General features: G+C 61.8%; 16 protein-coding genes. 4 read left to right on the forward strand and 12 right to left on the reverse strand.

Annotated elements, in window-relative coordinates:
• Positions 1-233: 233 nt before the first annotated feature.
• Genes M5C56_RS27375 through M5C56_RS27395 form a run of 5 tightly spaced genes read right to left on the reverse strand, consistent with a single transcriptional unit; the run spans position 234 to position 4,682 of the window.
• Positions 234-998, reverse strand: a complete 765-nt coding sequence (locus tag M5C56_RS27375; RefSeq protein ID WP_103499682.1) for an ABC transporter permease — start codon at positions 996-998, stop codon at positions 234-236.
• Positions 998-2,197, reverse strand: a complete 1,200-nt coding sequence (locus tag M5C56_RS27380) for an ABC transporter substrate-binding protein (RefSeq protein ID WP_103499681.1) — start codon at positions 2,195-2,197, stop codon at positions 998-1,000. Before M5C56_RS27380 ends, M5C56_RS27375 begins: the two co-directional genes overlap by 1 nt.
• Complete coding sequence (locus M5C56_RS27385) at positions 2,184-3,005, reverse strand: ABC transporter ATP-binding protein (RefSeq protein ID WP_103499680.1); 822 nt, start codon at positions 3,003-3,005, stop codon at positions 2,184-2,186. Before M5C56_RS27385 ends, M5C56_RS27380 begins: the two co-directional genes overlap by 14 nt.
• The gene (locus M5C56_RS27390; RefSeq protein WP_103499679.1) at positions 3,002-4,072 is read right to left on the reverse strand and encodes an acyl-CoA dehydrogenase family protein; all 1,071 of its coding nucleotides are present in this window, start codon (positions 4,070-4,072) and stop codon (positions 3,002-3,004) included. The genes M5C56_RS27385 and M5C56_RS27390 overlap by 4 nt, the downstream gene beginning before the upstream one ends.
• 49 nt (positions 4,073-4,121) lie before the next feature.
• Positions 4,122-4,682 carry a carboxymuconolactone decarboxylase family protein gene (locus M5C56_RS27395; protein WP_103499678.1) on the reverse strand — a complete coding sequence of 187 codons (561 nt, stop codon included), beginning with the start codon at positions 4,680-4,682 and terminating at the stop codon, positions 4,122-4,124.
• A gap of 105 nt (positions 4,683-4,787) precedes the next feature.
• On the opposite strand from M5C56_RS27395, the gene M5C56_RS27400 reads away from it, so the two are divergent.
• Positions 4,788-5,699 carry an AraC family transcriptional regulator gene (locus M5C56_RS27400; protein WP_103499677.1) on the forward strand — a complete coding sequence of 304 codons (912 nt, stop codon included), beginning with the start codon at positions 4,788-4,790 and terminating at the stop codon, positions 5,697-5,699.
• Between the two features lie 56 nt (positions 5,700-5,755).
• Here the strand turns inward: M5C56_RS27400 and M5C56_RS27405 are convergent, their stop codons facing one another.
• A complete protein-coding gene (locus M5C56_RS27405) occupies positions 5,756-6,088 on the reverse strand; it encodes a hypothetical protein (protein ID WP_247263378.1) in 333 nt (110 codons plus the stop codon).
• 354 nt (positions 6,089-6,442) lie between these two features.
• A complete protein-coding gene (locus tag M5C56_RS27410; protein WP_103495293.1) occupies positions 6,443-7,930 on the reverse strand; it encodes a hypothetical protein in 1,488 nt (495 codons plus the stop codon).
• 224 nt (positions 7,931-8,154) lie between these two features.
• On the opposite strand from M5C56_RS27410, the gene M5C56_RS27415 reads away from it, so the two are divergent.
• Positions 8,155-8,859 carry a cyclase family protein gene (locus tag M5C56_RS27415; protein WP_103495271.1) on the forward strand — a complete coding sequence of 235 codons (705 nt, stop codon included), beginning with the start codon at positions 8,155-8,157 and terminating at the stop codon, positions 8,857-8,859.
• A gap of 29 nt (positions 8,860-8,888) precedes the next feature.
• On the opposite strand, the gene M5C56_RS27420 is transcribed toward M5C56_RS27415, so the two are convergent.
• Complete coding sequence (locus M5C56_RS27420) at positions 8,889-9,854, reverse strand: NAD-dependent epimerase/dehydratase family protein (protein ID WP_103495272.1); 966 nt, start codon at positions 9,852-9,854, stop codon at positions 8,889-8,891.
• Between the two features lie 95 nt (positions 9,855-9,949).
• On the opposite strand from M5C56_RS27420, the gene M5C56_RS27425 reads away from it, so the two are divergent.
• On the forward strand, positions 9,950-10,852 hold the full coding sequence (locus tag M5C56_RS27425) for a LysR family transcriptional regulator (protein WP_103495273.1): 903 nt from the start codon (positions 9,950-9,952) through the stop codon (positions 10,850-10,852).
• 37 nt (positions 10,853-10,889) lie between these two features.
• On the opposite strand, the gene dmeF is transcribed toward M5C56_RS27425, so the two are convergent.
• Entirely contained in the window at positions 10,890-11,825 is a 936-nt protein-coding gene (dmeF, locus tag M5C56_RS27430; protein ID WP_103495274.1) for a CDF family Co(II)/Ni(II) efflux transporter DmeF, read from the reverse strand.
• Between the two features lie 73 nt (positions 11,826-11,898).
• Here dmeF and M5C56_RS27435 point away from each other — a divergent pair, with 73 nt between their 5' ends.
• On the forward strand, positions 11,899-12,174 hold the full coding sequence (locus M5C56_RS27435) for a metal/formaldehyde-sensitive transcriptional repressor (protein ID WP_103495275.1): 276 nt from the start codon (positions 11,899-11,901) through the stop codon (positions 12,172-12,174).
• A gap of 105 nt (positions 12,175-12,279) precedes the next feature.
• Here the strand turns inward: M5C56_RS27435 and M5C56_RS27440 are convergent, their stop codons facing one another.
• From M5C56_RS27440 to M5C56_RS27450, 3 genes are all read right to left on the reverse strand, one after another.
• On the reverse strand, positions 12,280-12,774 hold the full coding sequence (locus tag M5C56_RS27440) for a hypothetical protein (RefSeq protein WP_103495276.1): 495 nt from the start codon (positions 12,772-12,774) through the stop codon (positions 12,280-12,282).
• 1 nt (position 12,775) lies between these two features.
• Complete coding sequence (locus tag M5C56_RS27445; RefSeq protein ID WP_247263377.1) at positions 12,776-13,789, reverse strand: GlxA family transcriptional regulator; 1,014 nt, start codon at positions 13,787-13,789, stop codon at positions 12,776-12,778.
• A 70-nt stretch (positions 13,790-13,859) separates the two neighbouring features.
• Complete coding sequence (locus tag M5C56_RS27450; protein WP_103495278.1) at positions 13,860-14,774, reverse strand: LysR family transcriptional regulator; 915 nt, start codon at positions 14,772-14,774, stop codon at positions 13,860-13,862.
• Positions 14,775-14,897: the final 123 nt, after the last annotated feature.

The following is a 14,897-nucleotide window of genomic DNA, read 5'->3' on the forward strand; positions in this document are numbered from 1 at the left end:
TCGTCGAAGCAAGGCCACGTACTGAACGCTACAGACTGGATACCGGGGCGACGGCTGCGCACCGGCGGTATCCCTTTGTAAATCCCGCTACGTGGCCTACCGAGAATGGGCAGGGTCCAAGTTCGAATCTCCTGGGGGTGGCGGTTGAAACGTGGGGGGTATGGCTCAGGGCGGAAGTATACATTTCAAAATGTTACAGATATGTATATTCCGCATAATTTGTCAGGTTAGCGTCAGGAATGCGCCCAACGCCGATGCAGGCCGCGCGCCAGGGCATCGAGCATAAAACCCAGCACGCCGATCAACAGCACCATGGCCATCAGTTCCGAATAGGCCAGGCGGTCACGGGTATCGAGGATAAAGTAGCCGAGCCCGGCGCTGACCCCGAGCATTTCGCAGGGCACCAGCACGATCCAGAGAATCCCGATGGACAGCCGCACGCCGGTCAGCACATGGCCGAGCACACCAGGCAGGATGACCTGGCGCAGGGTTTCCCAGCGGGTCGCGCTGAGGCTGCGGCTCAGTTGCAGCCAGCGCGGGTCGAGCTGGCGCACCCCGGCCACGGTATTGAGCAGGATCGGCCAGACAGCGGCAAAGGCCAGCAGGAAATAGATCGGCTGGTCACCGACCCCCATCAGCATCACCACCACCGGCATCCAGGACAACGGCGAGATCATCCGCAGAAACTGGAACGCCGGGGTGGTCGCCGCCTCCAGGTGCCGATAGCTGCCGATCAGCAGCCCCAGCGGCACGCCGACCAACAGGGCCAGCAACAGCCCGATCAGAATGCGCTTGAGGCTGACCAGCACGTTTTCATAGAGCTCGGCACGGCCCAGCAGCTCCACCAGGCTGGTCAGTGTCGCTTCGGGCGAGAAGCGCGCCGACAGCCCGTCAGGGCTGCCGAACAGGTGCACGCCCAGCCACCAGAACAGCAGCAGGCAGAACAATCCCGCCAGGCCCAACCCCCAATGCAGGAGCGATGAGGAAGACTTGCCGATCAAATGCCGAACTCCTCGCTGCGTTCAAAGCTGTCCGGCAAACCGAAGGCCTTGAGCCCGCCCACCGCCGCCAGGCTGTTGCGTACGAAGCGGTCGTCCACCAGATCACGGGCGGTCTGCTGCGGATCGAGGCCGGCGAGGAAACCCTTGTCGCCTTCGATCAGGGTGTTCTTCAGGCGCTTGACCAGTTCCTCGGTGTAGCTGGGGAACGGGTATGGCTGGAAATCGATGCGCTGCTCGTCCCAGTTGCCGTGCTGGATCGCCCCGCTGGCCAGGTAGGCGTCACGATCGGCGGCACTGGGCACCAACACCCGATTGAGCACCTGGGTGGTGTGGGGGGTGTAGCGATTGGTGCCGTCCTTGGACAGCAATTTAGCCGCCTCGGCGCGATTGTCGCGGGTCCAGAGCTGAGCCTTGACGATGGCGTTGACCACCTTCTGCGACCACTCGGGTCGGTTGTTCAGGTCCTGCTCGTGCATAAACACCACGCAGCAGGCGTGATTGCGCCAGAGATCGCCGGTGAAGCGCTGTACCCGGCCGACCTTCAGTTCCTCGGCCAGGGCATTGAACGGCTCGGCGACGATATAGCCGGCAATGCGCTTGCTCGCCAGGGCCGGCGGCATATCCGAGGGCGGCAGCACCACCAGGTTGACCTCGTTGGCGGCCAGCACGCTGCTGGTGGGCTTGCTCACCGGTTGCAGGCCGTTGTCGCGCAGCAGTTGCTGGACCACCACGTTGTGGATCGAGTACCAGAACGGAATCGCCACCGACTGCCCGCCCAGTTGTTTGACCTCGGTGATACCCGGCCCCACGGTCAGGCCCGAACCGCCGACATGGTTCCAGGCCACCACCTTGGCCGGCACCTTGCTGCCGTAGCGCGCCCAGACGGTCATCGGCGACAACAGGTGGATCACGTTGACCTGCCCGGAAATAAACGCCTCGATCACCTGGGCCCAACTGCGCAGCAGCACCGGGCGCTCGGCCTGGATGCCTTCGGCCTCGAACAGGCCGTTGTTATGGGCCACCAGCAACGGCGTGGCATCGGTGATCGGCAGGTAGCCGATGCGCACCGGCGCATTGGGCTCCGACGCGGCACGGGCCTGCAGGCTGTTGAGCAGCGGCAAGGCACCGCCGGCGGTCAGCAAGGCGCTGAGTTTGAGGAAGTCACGACGTGTATGGGTGAAGTCATCCAGGCACATGAGCCATCTCCGACGTTTCGAGCAAAGAGTGAGGGGGTGAGGTGCGGCTGGCCCGCCGAAGGGTCTTGAGAATCTCGATACGCAGGGTGCCCAGTTCCTCCACCAGCTCGGCACGCGGCTGAGGCAGGTCGATACGCCACTCGCCGAGGGTCCGCGCCGGGCTGTGGCCCAGTAGCAGGATCCGCTCGGAGAGCAGCAGGGCTTCATCAATGTCGTGGGTGATCAACACCGCCGCCGTGTTGTGCTCGGCGATCACCTTGAGCAGCAGTTGTTGCATATCGGCGCGGGTCACCTCATCCAGGGCGCCGAAAGGCTCGTCGAGAAACAAGACCTGCGGCTGGCGGGCCAGACAGCGGGCCAACGCCGTGCGCTGGGCCATGCCGCCGGACAACTGCGCCGGGTACTGGCCTCGGGCGTGTTGCAGGCCGACGGCGGCAATCGCGTGGTCGATCCGCGCCTCGCGCTCCTGGGCATCCAGGTGCGGCTGGCGAGCGAAATCGAGGCCGAAGGCGACATTCTTTTCCAGGCTCAACCAGGGCAGCAGGCTGGGGTCCTGAAAGGCCACCGCCACCCGCGGGTGCGGGCCGTCCAGGGGGTCGCCGAGGAAATGCACGCGGCCTGCGTGAGCCGTCTGCAAACCGGCCAGGACCCGCAACAGGCTGGATTTACCGACGCCGCTGGGGCCGAGGATCGACACCACCTCGCCGGCTTGCAGTTGCAGGTCGAAACCTTCCAGCACCGTTTGCCAGCCCTGTTCGCGGGGGTAACCGAGGCTGATCTGCCGGGCCTCCAGCAACGGCCCGCTCATGCCGCGGTATCCCGGGCCTGGCGTTGCAGCTCGGCGCGCAATTGCACCAGGCTCGGGGTGACGATAGGTACAAACGCCGACTCGCGCCAACGCCGGGCGAAGCCACTGCCGTATTCATTCAGATAGGCCTTGCCGCCGCTGGCCTGCAACTCCAGTTGCACCGCCTGGGCAACCGACTCGGCCAGGCTGATGCGGATCTGGAACAAGGCGCTCGGCTGGGTCAGGAAGCGCCCGTCGTGCAGACCGTTCTTGAGTTCCTCCACCGTTTGCTCAAGAGCGTGGCGCTGTTCCAGCAAGGGTTCGCGCAGAATCGAGCGGGTGTCTTGCAGATGGCCGTCCACTTCCTTCAGCGCCTGGCGCGCCAGGCCGATGGCCATGCCGCATTGCAGGCCGAGGAAAGCCGGGCGCACCGCCGGCAGAAAGACCCGGGCATCGTCGTGGAGCAACCAGTCGCGGCTGACTTCCACCCGCTTGAAGTCCAGGGCGGCGGTATTGCTCGACTGCAGGCCCATCAGTTGCAAGTCGTCCGAGCGTTGCAGACCACTCAGGGCATCCGGAATCGCCAGCACGAAGGGTGTGCCGCCCTCCTCTCGTTCGATGGCGGCCGCCACCACAAAACCGCTTTTGCGCAGATTGGTCACCCAGTGCAGACGGCCATCCAGGCACCAGCCATCGCCTTGATCGCGGGCCCGCAGTTGCAGCGACTCGATGCCCGAGAGGAACTTCATGGCATTCGACAGTCCGGTGGCGCCGGCCAGTTCACCGCTGAGCAACGACGGCAGCAGATGCTCGCGCAATGCCGTGTTGGGACTGTGCAGCAGGTACTCGATAAAAGCCCGTTGGCCCCAGAACACAAAGGCCGCCGCCAGGGAATGGCTGGCCACCTGGGCGATGCTTTCCACCGCATCGGCCGCCGTGCCGCCGCTGCCGCCCTGGGCCTCTGGAACACCGATGCGCAGCACCTTGGCCGTCGCCAATCGGGAAATCACATCCTGTGGGTCGCACTGCCCCAGATCCAGAGCCTGGGCTTGTACGTCGAGCCATTGACTCAGTGCCGGATTGAGCATGTCGTTTTCTCCTTGAAGACAACGTCGAATAATAGCCGACGCCGATGAATCATTGATCTGTCGACTGCCAACGATATTTCGCCAGCTCAGGATTGAGCGGCGTGCGGGCAAAGACATTGGCGAAATTGCACAGTGTGGCCAGGCTTACCCCGAGGATCACTTCCAGGGCGTTGCCCTGGGTGTAGCCGGCGGCGAGGAATTCGCTGAACACCGGGTCGCTGACATTGCCGCGGGTGGCGATCACTTCCCGGGCAAAAGCGGCGAGGACTTCGAGCTTTTCCTGGGGCAGTTCGTCCTGTCCGCGCAAGGCGTCGACCACTTCGGCCGGCAACTTGGCCTTGTTCAGGGCCACCGCCGTGTGCCCGGCAACACAGAAGTCACAGCCGTGAGTGGTGGCGGCCACCAGTTGCACCACTTCGCGCTCGGCCAGGCTCAGCTCGGCCTTGCCATTGAGTGCCGATACCGTAACGTAGGTTTCCAGCGCCGCCGGTGCATTGGCGAGGACGGCGAGCAGGTTGGGGATAAACCCGGAATTCTTCTGGGCGTTTTCCAGGAAAGGCTTGGCCGCTTCGGGAGCGCTTTGCAGTGTATGGAGAGTGACGCGCGACATGGAGTGGACTCCTGCTGTAGGGTGAGTCCGACAAGTCTGTTGGTTATAAGAATTCCTATCCATATTCAAAAGTAGCGATTCCTTGCTTCTGAGTGTTTCCATTAGATGATTTCGTCGAGTCCACTGGTTGATTGGTTATTAGAAAGCCTGGAACTGGATGCGAGCCTGTTCCATGTGGGCCGTTATTGCGGCGGCTGGCACGCCAGCACCCATGGCTTGGCGCGGGCGAGCTTCCACCTGATCGTGCAGGGTCATTGCTGGCTGCATATTGATGGACAGCAAGAAAGCCTGCGGCTGGAGGCCGGGGATGCGGTGTTTTTGCTGCGGGACCTGGATTATCGGTTGTCGAGTGCTCAAAACAGCGTAGAGGCGCAACGCTTGCCGCGCCAGGCGATGACCGGGCTAGACAGCGCTGCGCAGGATGGCGTGGGGCTGGTGTGCGGGTTCTTTCATTTCAAGTCCGGGCTGTCGTCATTGATTATCGACGGGTTGCCGGACTGGATTGTGCTGCGGGCGGGCGATCCGTCGTTGAGCGCCGCGCGGGCGTTGTTCGGGTTGATCCTGGCCGAGTGCGAACGGGCACCGACGCCCTCCTCGGCGCTGCTGGAACGCTTGAGTCATTTGTTGTTTCTGTATGTGCTGCGCCAGCAGGTGGCGGAGAACCGGAGCCTGGGTGGATTGGTGGCACTGGCCCGGCATCCGGGGTTTGCGCCATTGCTGGAGCAGTTGATCGAACGGCCCGGGGAGAATTGGTCGTTGGAGAGCATGGCGGCTTGTACCGGGATGTCGCGTTCGGCGTTTTTCAAGCGCTTCAACGAACTGGCCGGACAGTCACCGGGGCAGGTGCTGCTGGCGTTGCGGATGCGCCATGCCAGTCAGTTGCTGCGGGCCAATAACACCGTGGAACAGGTGTGTGCGGCGGTGGGGTATCAGTCGATTGCGGCGTTTACCCGGGCGTTTGCCAAAGCGCTCGGGGTGCAGCCGGGGGCTTATCGGCGGCAGCATGAGGGGCGATGACGCAGCAGCGAAGAGGACCGTGAGATCGCTAAAAGCTTCGCGGGCAAGCCCTGCTCCTACAGGTTTAGGCCGTACCCCAGATTTGTGTCCGGCGCCGTCCTGTAGGAGCTTGGCTTGTCGGGACGCCGCATCGCAGCGAAGGGGCCGGTGAGGTTATCGGCATGTTCGTAGGCGGTGGCCGCCGCTGACTCGAGAATCGAACTGGCGTCGACCAGGATCTCTTCACGGCTTTCAGGTTCGGCGCTGATTTTGCGGGTTGAATTGGCGCCGCGTCGCTTCGAACTCGCGCCTGGCGGCAAATTGTAATGCGCCAACGCACGGTCGACGATGTGCGGATCGATGGTTTCGACGCGCAGTGACACAGGAGGGTTGGGCGTGATCTTGAACATGTCTGAAACTCCTAACAGAGATAAGGAGCCGACACCTTCTCGCTTGCACACGAATGAGGGTGGCAGCTGTACGCAGGTGTGCAAGACCAGGTCTGTTAGGACACCCGGCAGACCCGAAGGTCTCCCACGCACAGCCACCATAAACAGGCGGACTGCAAAAACGCCCAGGCATGACATGGGCGTTGTGCGTCATAACAGAATTCCGGACTTGCACGTCCGTATCACCGTTTTTGCGGTGACAAGATGCAGACTAGCCACCGGTTCTGCCAGGAGCAACAGGGTAGAAGTTTCTAGGAAATTTCACTCAATGGAAAGCGAGCCGTCTTGCAAGATAGGCACAAGACAACCCAACCCTCACTGCAAACCATAGGAATAAACCCCAGCATCATTGCTGTTGTACCAGTTGCCCTTGGCCCAGATCACGCGGTCTTGCGCCCCTTGAAAACCGAGGATCCCCAGGTAACCGTCAACCGCCAGCCGTTGCCAGGAGTGCCCCCAGTCCTTGGAGTAGAACACCCCGTTCGCGGAAATTTGCGCATCCGACCACCAGTAGAGCCAGCGCGGCGGCCGGTGTTCGCTTGAGGTGTTGATCAGCAGGCTGTTCTGCCCCACCCAGAAATTCTTCTCGCGCAACTGGCTGTCCGACGCCAACGGCGCGAACACACTCGGAAGCTCACCCATCGGCTTCCAGCTCAGCTTGGCGGTATCCAGCTCGGCCACCACATCTTGCCCATGCTCGCCCTGGTCGATCAGGCCCATCACCCGCCCGCTGCCATTCTCCACCAGTGCGTCGATAAACAGCCCCTCCTCGCGCTGCACAGCCCCGACCTGCCACTTCCCTGCTTTGCGCTGCAGTGGTGCCCGGGTCGTGACGTTGATCGCCAGGCTGCCGCTTTCACCGTCGGGATTGCTCCCCCAGAAACGCTGGGATACCCAGATAAACGCCCGTTGCGCATCCAACTGAGTGACATAGGTCTGGATTTCCCCATAAGCACCGGAGTCGCGCCATTCAGTAATGTCAGGCCGCTTGCCCTGGGCATACTCGGTAGACACCAGCAGCGACTCGGCCGCGAATATCGGGGTGCTGCTCGCGCCGCGATCAGCGGAGTAGAACACCCCCGTGGAGATGGCACCTGGCTTGTCTTCGCCGCTCTCGTTGTCGGTTCCGCTCGGGGTGCCCCAGGCCCAGACTTCATCCGGGCCATGAAAATAGGGCTTGAGGTTCCAGGCCAACTGCTCGGCCTTGGGGAACAGGCCTTTGCTCAACCAGGTCCAGCGCTTGCCTTGATCGTCGCTGCGAAAGATCACGGTCTGCCTGATCTCATCGCCGCTCGCGCCCGCGACTTCGGGGCGCTCAAGCCCGGTCAGCAGTAAAACACTGGCCCCATCCGGGCTGGCCACCAGGCAGGCGGCGTCGCTGACATGGGCCACCATTTGAAACTGGCCTTGAGCGTCCAGGCGCGAGATAAAGGAGGTTTCCTTGTCCCGGCCCGAGAGAAGGCCGGAGAAAGCCCCCGAGTCTTCCGGCGCCAGATCCTTATTCTCAACCGGCTTGCCATGGAGTACGGCATCCAGGTCCACCACGTCGGCGGTGGGCTGCAGCTGTTTCGCGTCCCCCTCCAGGCGCCCCACCAGCCAGGTGCCCTGCGGGGTCACCACCACACCGGTGCAGTACTGGGTCATCGCGCGCTGACGGGTGTCCTGCACGGCGCCGACCTGCTGCTTGTCCGGGCTGCTCCCGCCCCACTCCAGCTTGGCGCTGGTAATCACCCACATGTACCAGAGCCCGGCGCCGACCAGCAGCGCGACAAACAGTTTGGTGAACAACTTTGATCGAGGCATGAGGGGATCCGAATCCATGGAAAAGGCTGAGAAGCTTTTCGCATTTCTTTCACCGGGAGTAAATTTTTATTGCTTGCGAACACCGGGCCCCAGTCGAAAAAATGTCAGCGCTGTGACGCCGATTCCATTCATCACACCCGGAAAACGTGCCGCCGCAACGACAGGCCTTGTGGAAACGGGCCGCTATCCTCCACCCTTTCGCCAAGGACCCGGGAGTCAAAGGAATGCAGAGCATCCAGTTTCAAAGAATCATCGATCTGAGCCACGTCATTACGCCGTCCATCCCCCTTTGGCCCCACGACCCTCCCGTTGCCTTCAGTGAGGTGGCCTCACAGGCACAGGACGGTTACTACCTGCGCAGTTTCAGCATGGGCGAACACAGCGCAACCCATATGAATGCGCCCAATAGTTTTCACCCCGATGGCATCGGGATCGATGCCTACACCCCGGAGTCGCTGGTACGACCGGCCGTGGTAATCGATGTGCGGGCGCAGGCACAGGCCAATCCCGACTATGTGATCAGCCCTCAAGATATCGAGCGTTGGGAGCAGGCCCATGGTCGCATCGCCCAGGGCTGTGTCGTGCTCTTCCATACCGGGTGGCAAGCGCTGTGGAACGACCCCAAGCGCTTTTTCAATGAGGATGACCAAGGTGGCCTGCACTTCCCCGGGGTCGGCGCCGATGCGGCAAGGCTGCTGGTCGAAGAGCGTGAGGTCGCCGGGATCGGGATCGACACCCACGGGGTCGATCCTGGTCAGAACACGGCATTTGCCACCAACCACCAAGTCCTGGCGAAAAATGGAATCATTCTGGAGTGCCTGACTCATCTGGATCAATTGCCCGCCACCGGCACCACGCTGGTCATCGGGATCCTGAAACTCAAGGACGGATCCGGCTCCCCCGCCTCCGTGCTGGCCTTTGTGCCCTGATCTTGTCAGGGTTCGAGCGCCTGATCCCCCTACAAACAGCCCACGCCCTTCAGCGTTACTTCCACCGCCTGATCCAGCGGCGTATGCGGCTCGGCCCCCAGCACGCTCAACAGATAGGCATTATTCATCCGTACCGGCGTACGCCACAGGTAACGCATCTCCAGCATTTCCCGAAAGGTGGTCACCAACGGCGAGGCCAGTCCTACCAGCCACCAGGGAAAGCGCCGCAGCCTGGTCTGGCCGCCCGCGCGCTCGACCACGCGGCTGATAGCGGCTGCTATCTGGGTGCCGTCGGCGTCCCAGTAGCCCTCCATATGAAAGGTCGCGAAGGGAGGCAAGTCCCCTCGACGCACCACCAGTTCGACCATGGTCCGCGCCACGTCCGGCAGATAGGCCCACTGATGACCGACGCCCGGATCACTTGGCAGATTGATCACTTTCACTGCCTGCCCGGGCTTGATCATCCCCTGGGAAAACCAACTGTTACCAGCCTGCGGGCCGAAGAAGTCGCCCGACCGCACGACAATCGCTCGAACCCCGTCCCGCGTCGCATCCTGCAAGCGCTGCTCAAGCTCGACGCGAATACGCCCCTTGCGCGTCAACGGACGTTGCACCGCCTGTTCATTCAATTCGGCAAAGGCATCCGGGCCGTAGTTGTAGACCGTGCCCGGCAACACGACGGTCGCCCCTTCAATACGCGCCGCCGCAATCGTATTGTCGATCATCGGCAGCACCTGCTCGGCCCAGTGCCGATAGCCCGGCGGGTTGACCCCATGCACGATCACGCTGCAACCCCGCGCCGCCCGCACCACGTCGTCACGGTTGAGGGCGTCGCCACGCAACCACTGGATACCGTCGCGCTGTTCGGCCGCCGTCGCCAGGCCACGCTTGAGTGCCTGCACCTGCCAGCCGCCATCGCGCAGTTGCCGCGCCACTTCGCCGCCAATGCCACCGCCGGCGCCCAGTACCAAAACCTTGTTGCTCTGTGCTGCCATGTCAATTCTCCAGGAAGGTAACGATGAACAGAGTCTGGGCCTGCCCCTTCAGGAAATAAATTGCCTAGCACAAGCTATCCGCCATACATTTATGCATGGACCAGATCATGAGTTGGGAGCTGTACCGAACCTTGCTTGCCGTGCTGACGGAGGGCTCGCTCTCGGGCGCCGCACGGGCGCTGGGCATTGCCCAACCCACCGTGGGCCGACATATCGCCGCGCTGGAAGCGTCATTCAAGCAACCGCTGTTCACCCGTTCGCAGACCGGCTTGCTACCCACAGAGACCGCCCTGGCGCTGCGCGGCTATGCCGAAGCCATGCAGCACACCGCCGCCGCGCTGGAGCGTGCCGCCACTGGACAGGGTCAGACGGTGAACGGCACGGTGCGGATCTCCGCCAGTGAAATCATTGCCATCGAGGTGCTACCTCCGGCACTGGCACTGCTGCGCCAGGACCATCCGCAACTCAAAATCGAGCTGCTGGCCACCGACAAGATGCATGACCTGCTGCAACGGGAGGCGGATATTGCAGTGCGCATGACCGCGCCGAAACAGGATCAGCTGATCGCCCGGCGTGTCGGCCAGGTGGAACTGGGGCTTTATGCACATGTGGACTATCTGCAACGACACGGCACGCCTAGCACAATGGCCGATCTGTCGAGCCATGCGCTGATCGGCTTCGATGTCACCACGCCCTTTATCCGTGCCGCCAGCAAACAAGTGCCCGGCTGGAATCGCGAGGCCTTCACGCTGCGCACCGACAGCACCCTGGCGCAACTGGCGATGATCCGCGCTGGCTGCGGCATCGGCATCTGCCAGAGCGCCCTGGCGATCCGCACGCCGGCACTGGTGCGGCTGTTGCCGGAGCGGTTCACCTTCCAGCTGGAAACCTGGGTGACCATGCACGAGGACCTGCGCACCAGCCCCCGTTGCAAGGCGACCTTCGATGCGCTGGTGGAGTATCTGCAGGCCCATATCCGTGTGACGGGCCCATCATGAGTTTGCCGGCCTTTACCCGGTGAACAGACGGCCAGCGTCACGCCAGCAGATGAAGCTCAACCGTGACGTGCACCAACTCTTCATGGATCGCCAGTTGCGCCTTGAAGTAGTCCGGCGTGGCCGGCAAGTGCGTCACCAGGCTTAGCACGCAGGCGAACTGCCCCTTGCCGACCCGCCAGACATGCAGGTCGCTGATGCTGGCTGGAATCGGGCTGGCCGCAATGACCTCGCGGATTTCCTCGACCACCGGCGCATCCATTTCCGCGTCCAGCAAGATACGGCTGGTCTGGCGGATCAGCCCATAGGCCCAGCTCGCCACCAGCCCCGCGCCGACAATCCCCATCAGCGGGTCGAGCCACGCCGCGCCCCAGACCTTGCCACCGATCAGCGCCAGGATCGCCAGCACCGAGGTGGCCGCATCGGCCACCACATGCAGGTAGGCGGAACGCAGGTTCAGATCGTGGGCATGTTCATGGCCGTGGTCATGATGATGGTCGTGGTGGTGATCGTGGGCATGGCCGTCCTTGAGCAGCCAGGCGCAGGCCAGGTTGACCATCAAGCCGACGATGCCGATGACAATGGCTTCGTCATAATGAATCGCCGCAGGTGAAATCAGCCGTTCAACCGACTGATACAGCATCAGCCCCGCCACCATCACCAGGAACAACGCACTGGTGTAGCCGCCCAGCACTTCGATCTTCCAGGTGCCGAAGGCAAAACGGTTGTCACTGGACAGGCGCCGGGCAGCGCCATAGGCCAACACCGACAACCCCAGCGCCAACGCATGGGAACTCATGTGCCAGCCGTCGGCGAACAGCGCCATCGAGTTGTAGTACCAGCCGCCGGCGATCTCGGCGACCATCATGATGGCCGTCAGGATCATGGCGCGCCGGGTGTTGGTCTCCGCCAGGGGATTTCCATCGTTGAGGATTTTCGAATGGCAGTTCTGATGAGTAGCATTGGGCGAAGACATTGGGCTACAGTCCTGATGACAAGGTCGAAACATACTATACCCCAGTATAGATAACACACAATGGGACAATTCCATGCCGCATACCATCAAGGATAAAAAGCGCCTGCTGACCCGTGTCAGGCGCATCAAGGGCCAGGCCGAGGCCTTGGAAAACGCGCTGAATATGGAAGTCGAGTGCACCGCCGTGCTGCAACAGATCGCGGCGATCCGTGGCGCGGTCAATGGTTTGATGAACGAGGTGCTGGAAGGTCATATCCGCGAACACCTGGGCGCGGACGATGTCACGCCGGCCCAGCGCCGCGAGGATGTGGATGAAGTGGTGTCGGCGCTGCGCTCGTATTTGAAGTGACTTCGGCGGGCCTGTGAGGGCCGCCCAGGGTGCGTGGGAAAACCAGCACGCAAGCTGGCGGGCTGGTGTTGGCTGGCGGACTACAAGGGTTGGCGCCCGAAGAAACTAGGCATTGCCCCGGCCATCAAACTCGAACCAGAAACTGGCACCGTGACTTTCGGCTCGACCGTGCATGAGTGCGGTCAACAGATCATGATTGAAATGTTCGTGATACGCGCTGCCAAACAGCAGCTTCGTCCGCGGGTTATCCGTCATCAGCGCCAGCAGCAGATACTGTTCCGTCCAATAGATCTGATGATCAATCAGCCATTTCGTCGGCAGGCCAAAGGGCAGAAAGACATCATGCACGTGGACAAAGATCTTCTTGGTGATTTTCGGCAGCAGGCGCAGGTAAATATGCAGGCAATCGCTCCCTGTCTTTACCGTATGCGTGGAATCGATAAACAGGATATCGCCATCTTCCAGCGTGGCGTTCAACCACGCGGCGGTCAGATCCTGGGCCCGCATCGCTTGCAGTTCAAGCGCCCCTTGGCTGGCCAGGGTGGTAATGAACGGCCTTGGAAAGGGTTCGATGCAACGTAATGTGCCTGAACCGCTCACGCTATTTAACCAGGCGCGTTTCCTTGGACGGCCGGTAGCCGAAATACGCGCTGTAGCATTTGCTGAAATGGCTCGGCGAGACAAACCCGCAAGCCACCAGCACATCGACCTGGGACAGCTCGGTGTGCTGCAGCAGCCGACGTGCCTCGGTGATACGCAGCTCCAGGTAATAGCGTTGCGGCGTGGTGCCCAATTGCTCCTTGAACAGGCGTTCGAGTTGCCGGCGGGAACGGCCGGCATAGGCCGCCAGTTGCTCCAGTTCCAGAGGCTCTTCGAGGTTGGCGTCCATCAGCTTGACCACCTCCCGCAGTGGTGCGCTCACGCACACATTCTCCGCCGGTTTGATACGCCGATAGCGCGACTCCTCGAACGCCAGTATGTCCTCGATACCCTCGACCAGGGCTTTATCGTGCAAACCCTTGATCCAGTCCAACGCCATATGGAAAGCCCCCGAGGGGCTGGACGCGGTGAGCCGGTCGCGATCGATGACATAGGCCTCGCTGGTGACATGGGTCGCCTTGGAGATCTCCGCGAGCGCCGGCCGATGTTCGGGATGAATCGCACAACGATAGCCATCAAGCACACCCGCACTGCCCAGGAACCAGGCGCCATTCCATAACCCGGCCAGGCTGACACCCTGGTCTGACGCCGCTCTCAGCAGGCTGATGAGCTCATCGTCGACCTTCAGCTCGGTCCGGTAGCCACCGCAGATGACCAGCAGGTCGAGGCTTTGAATGGCCGCCGAATCGATACGGGCATCGGGGCGAATCACCAGGCCCAGGTCACTGATCACCTCCCCTTCATGCAGACCGAAGGTTCGCGAAGAGAACAACCCTGGACGCAGGAGGTTCGCCGTGACCAGCGTATCCAGGGCCTGGGTGAATGCCGGCAAGGAGAAATGCTCGAGCAACAAAAAGCCTGTCCGGGCCATTTGCGCGGGCGCACCGGGGTTTTCATTCAGATAGCGGAGGTTTTTCCCCTTCATGCCTCCACTGAATTGGCGTCGTTCGATCAAGGTCTGAATCACTCGGTGGTGTTAACCACTCTTGTTGGGTGTGTTGATGAATGCCCGATTGTAATCAGACTCAGGCTCGCGAAGGCAACGCTTGCGACAATTCGTGCAGATAGTCGACAAAAGCACGCAACGGTGCCGGCAAATGACGCCGTCCAGGGTAATACAGGAAGGGGCCGGAAAACGTCGGCCACCAAGGTTCCAGGATGGGTTCGAGCTCGCCGCTGTCCAGTTGCGGTCGCAGCAGGTCTTCAAACAGATGCACCACCCCCAGGCCGGACACGGCAGCGCTGACCGTGAGATCCAAGGCTCCACTGGGCGTCACCAGCAGACGTTCGGGCGGATCAATCTCGATCTGCTCGCCATCGCGCTCGAATTTCCAGGTGGGTTTGTTGCCGCCGGAGAACTGACAGCGCAGACAGGAATGGGTCAACAACTCGCGTGGATGGGCCGGTCGGCCATACAGGTCCAGATATCCGGGCGCCGCCGCCGTGACGAAGCGCTGCACCCTCGGACCGATGGGAATCGCGATCATGTCCTGCTCCAGCCTTTCGTCGTAACGGATGCCGGCATCGCAGCCCACCGAAAGCACGTCGACAAATCCGTCTTCCACCACGACCTTGATGCGGATATCCGGATAACGTCCGAGAAATCCGGCAATGACCTCAGGCAGCACGATACGCGCGGCGCTGGTGGGCACATTGAGCCGCAGCGTACCGGAGGGCTTGTTGCGAAAGCCATTGAGCACATCCAATGACGCTTCCATTTCAGAAAACAGTGGCTCCAGCCGGGTTAACAAGTGTTGCCCGGCTTCGGTCAAAGCCACGCTCCGCGTGGTGCGGTTGAGCAGACGCAGATCCAGCTGCGCCTCAAGACGCTGTACGGCTACGCTCAAGCTGGCGGCGGAAACGCCACCGCTGCGTGCCGCCTCACGAAAACCACCCGCCTGTGCGACAGCGACAAAAGCCGCCATATCGTTAAATTTCATGACAATTGTTCACTAATTTAAACAGCCCGTAAACTTTATGCCTGATTATCAAACAGCGCAATTGGAACTATATTCGGCCCATCGAACCCCGCCGCGGAACGCGCTGCGACTCGCATCGAAACA

This window comes from Pseudomonas sp. MWU13-2862, from assembly GCF_023242495.1.
Classification (GTDB): domain Bacteria; phylum Pseudomonadota; class Gammaproteobacteria; order Pseudomonadales; family Pseudomonadaceae; genus Aquipseudomonas; species Aquipseudomonas gingeri_D.

Bases quoted from the DNA above. Each gene is read 5' to 3' on its own strand.
- dmeF (WP_103495274.1), bottom strand. From the start codon at position 11,825: ATGTCTTCGCCCAATGCTACTCATCAGAACTGCCATTCGAAAATCCTC.
- M5C56_RS27385 (WP_103499680.1), bottom strand. From the start codon at position 3,005: ATGAGCGGGCCGTTGCTGGAGGCCCGGCAGATCAGCCTCGGTTACCCC.
- M5C56_RS27405 (WP_247263378.1), bottom strand. From the start codon at position 6,088: ATGTTCAAGATCACGCCCAACCCTCCTGTGTCACTGCGCGTCGAAACC.
- M5C56_RS27420 (WP_103495272.1), bottom strand. From the start codon at position 9,854: ATGGCAGCACAGAGCAACAAGGTTTTGGTACTGGGCGCCGGCGGTGGC.
- M5C56_RS27410 (WP_103495293.1), bottom strand. From the start codon at position 7,930: ATGCCTCGATCAAAGTTGTTCACCAAACTGTTTGTCGCGCTGCTGGTC.
- M5C56_RS27435 (WP_103495275.1), top strand. From the start codon at position 11,899: ATGCCGCATACCATCAAGGATAAAAAGCGCCTGCTGACCCGTGTCAGG.
- M5C56_RS27380 (WP_103499681.1), bottom strand. From the start codon at position 2,197: ATGTGCCTGGATGACTTCACCCATACACGTCGTGACTTCCTCAAACTC.
- M5C56_RS27395 (WP_103499678.1), bottom strand. From the start codon at position 4,682: ATGTCGCGCGTCACTCTCCATACACTGCAAAGCGCTCCCGAAGCGGCC.
- M5C56_RS27425 (WP_103495273.1), top strand. From the start codon at position 9,950: ATGGACCAGATCATGAGTTGGGAGCTGTACCGAACCTTGCTTGCCGTG.
- M5C56_RS27390 (WP_103499679.1), bottom strand. From the start codon at position 4,072: ATGCTCAATCCGGCACTGAGTCAATGGCTCGACGTACAAGCCCAGGCT.
- M5C56_RS27400 (WP_103499677.1), top strand. From the start codon at position 4,788: ATGATTTCGTCGAGTCCACTGGTTGATTGGTTATTAGAAAGCCTGGAA.
- M5C56_RS27415 (WP_103495271.1), top strand. From the start codon at position 8,155: ATGCAGAGCATCCAGTTTCAAAGAATCATCGATCTGAGCCACGTCATT.
- M5C56_RS27450 (WP_103495278.1), bottom strand. From the start codon at position 14,774: ATGAAATTTAACGATATGGCGGCTTTTGTCGCTGTCGCACAGGCGGGT.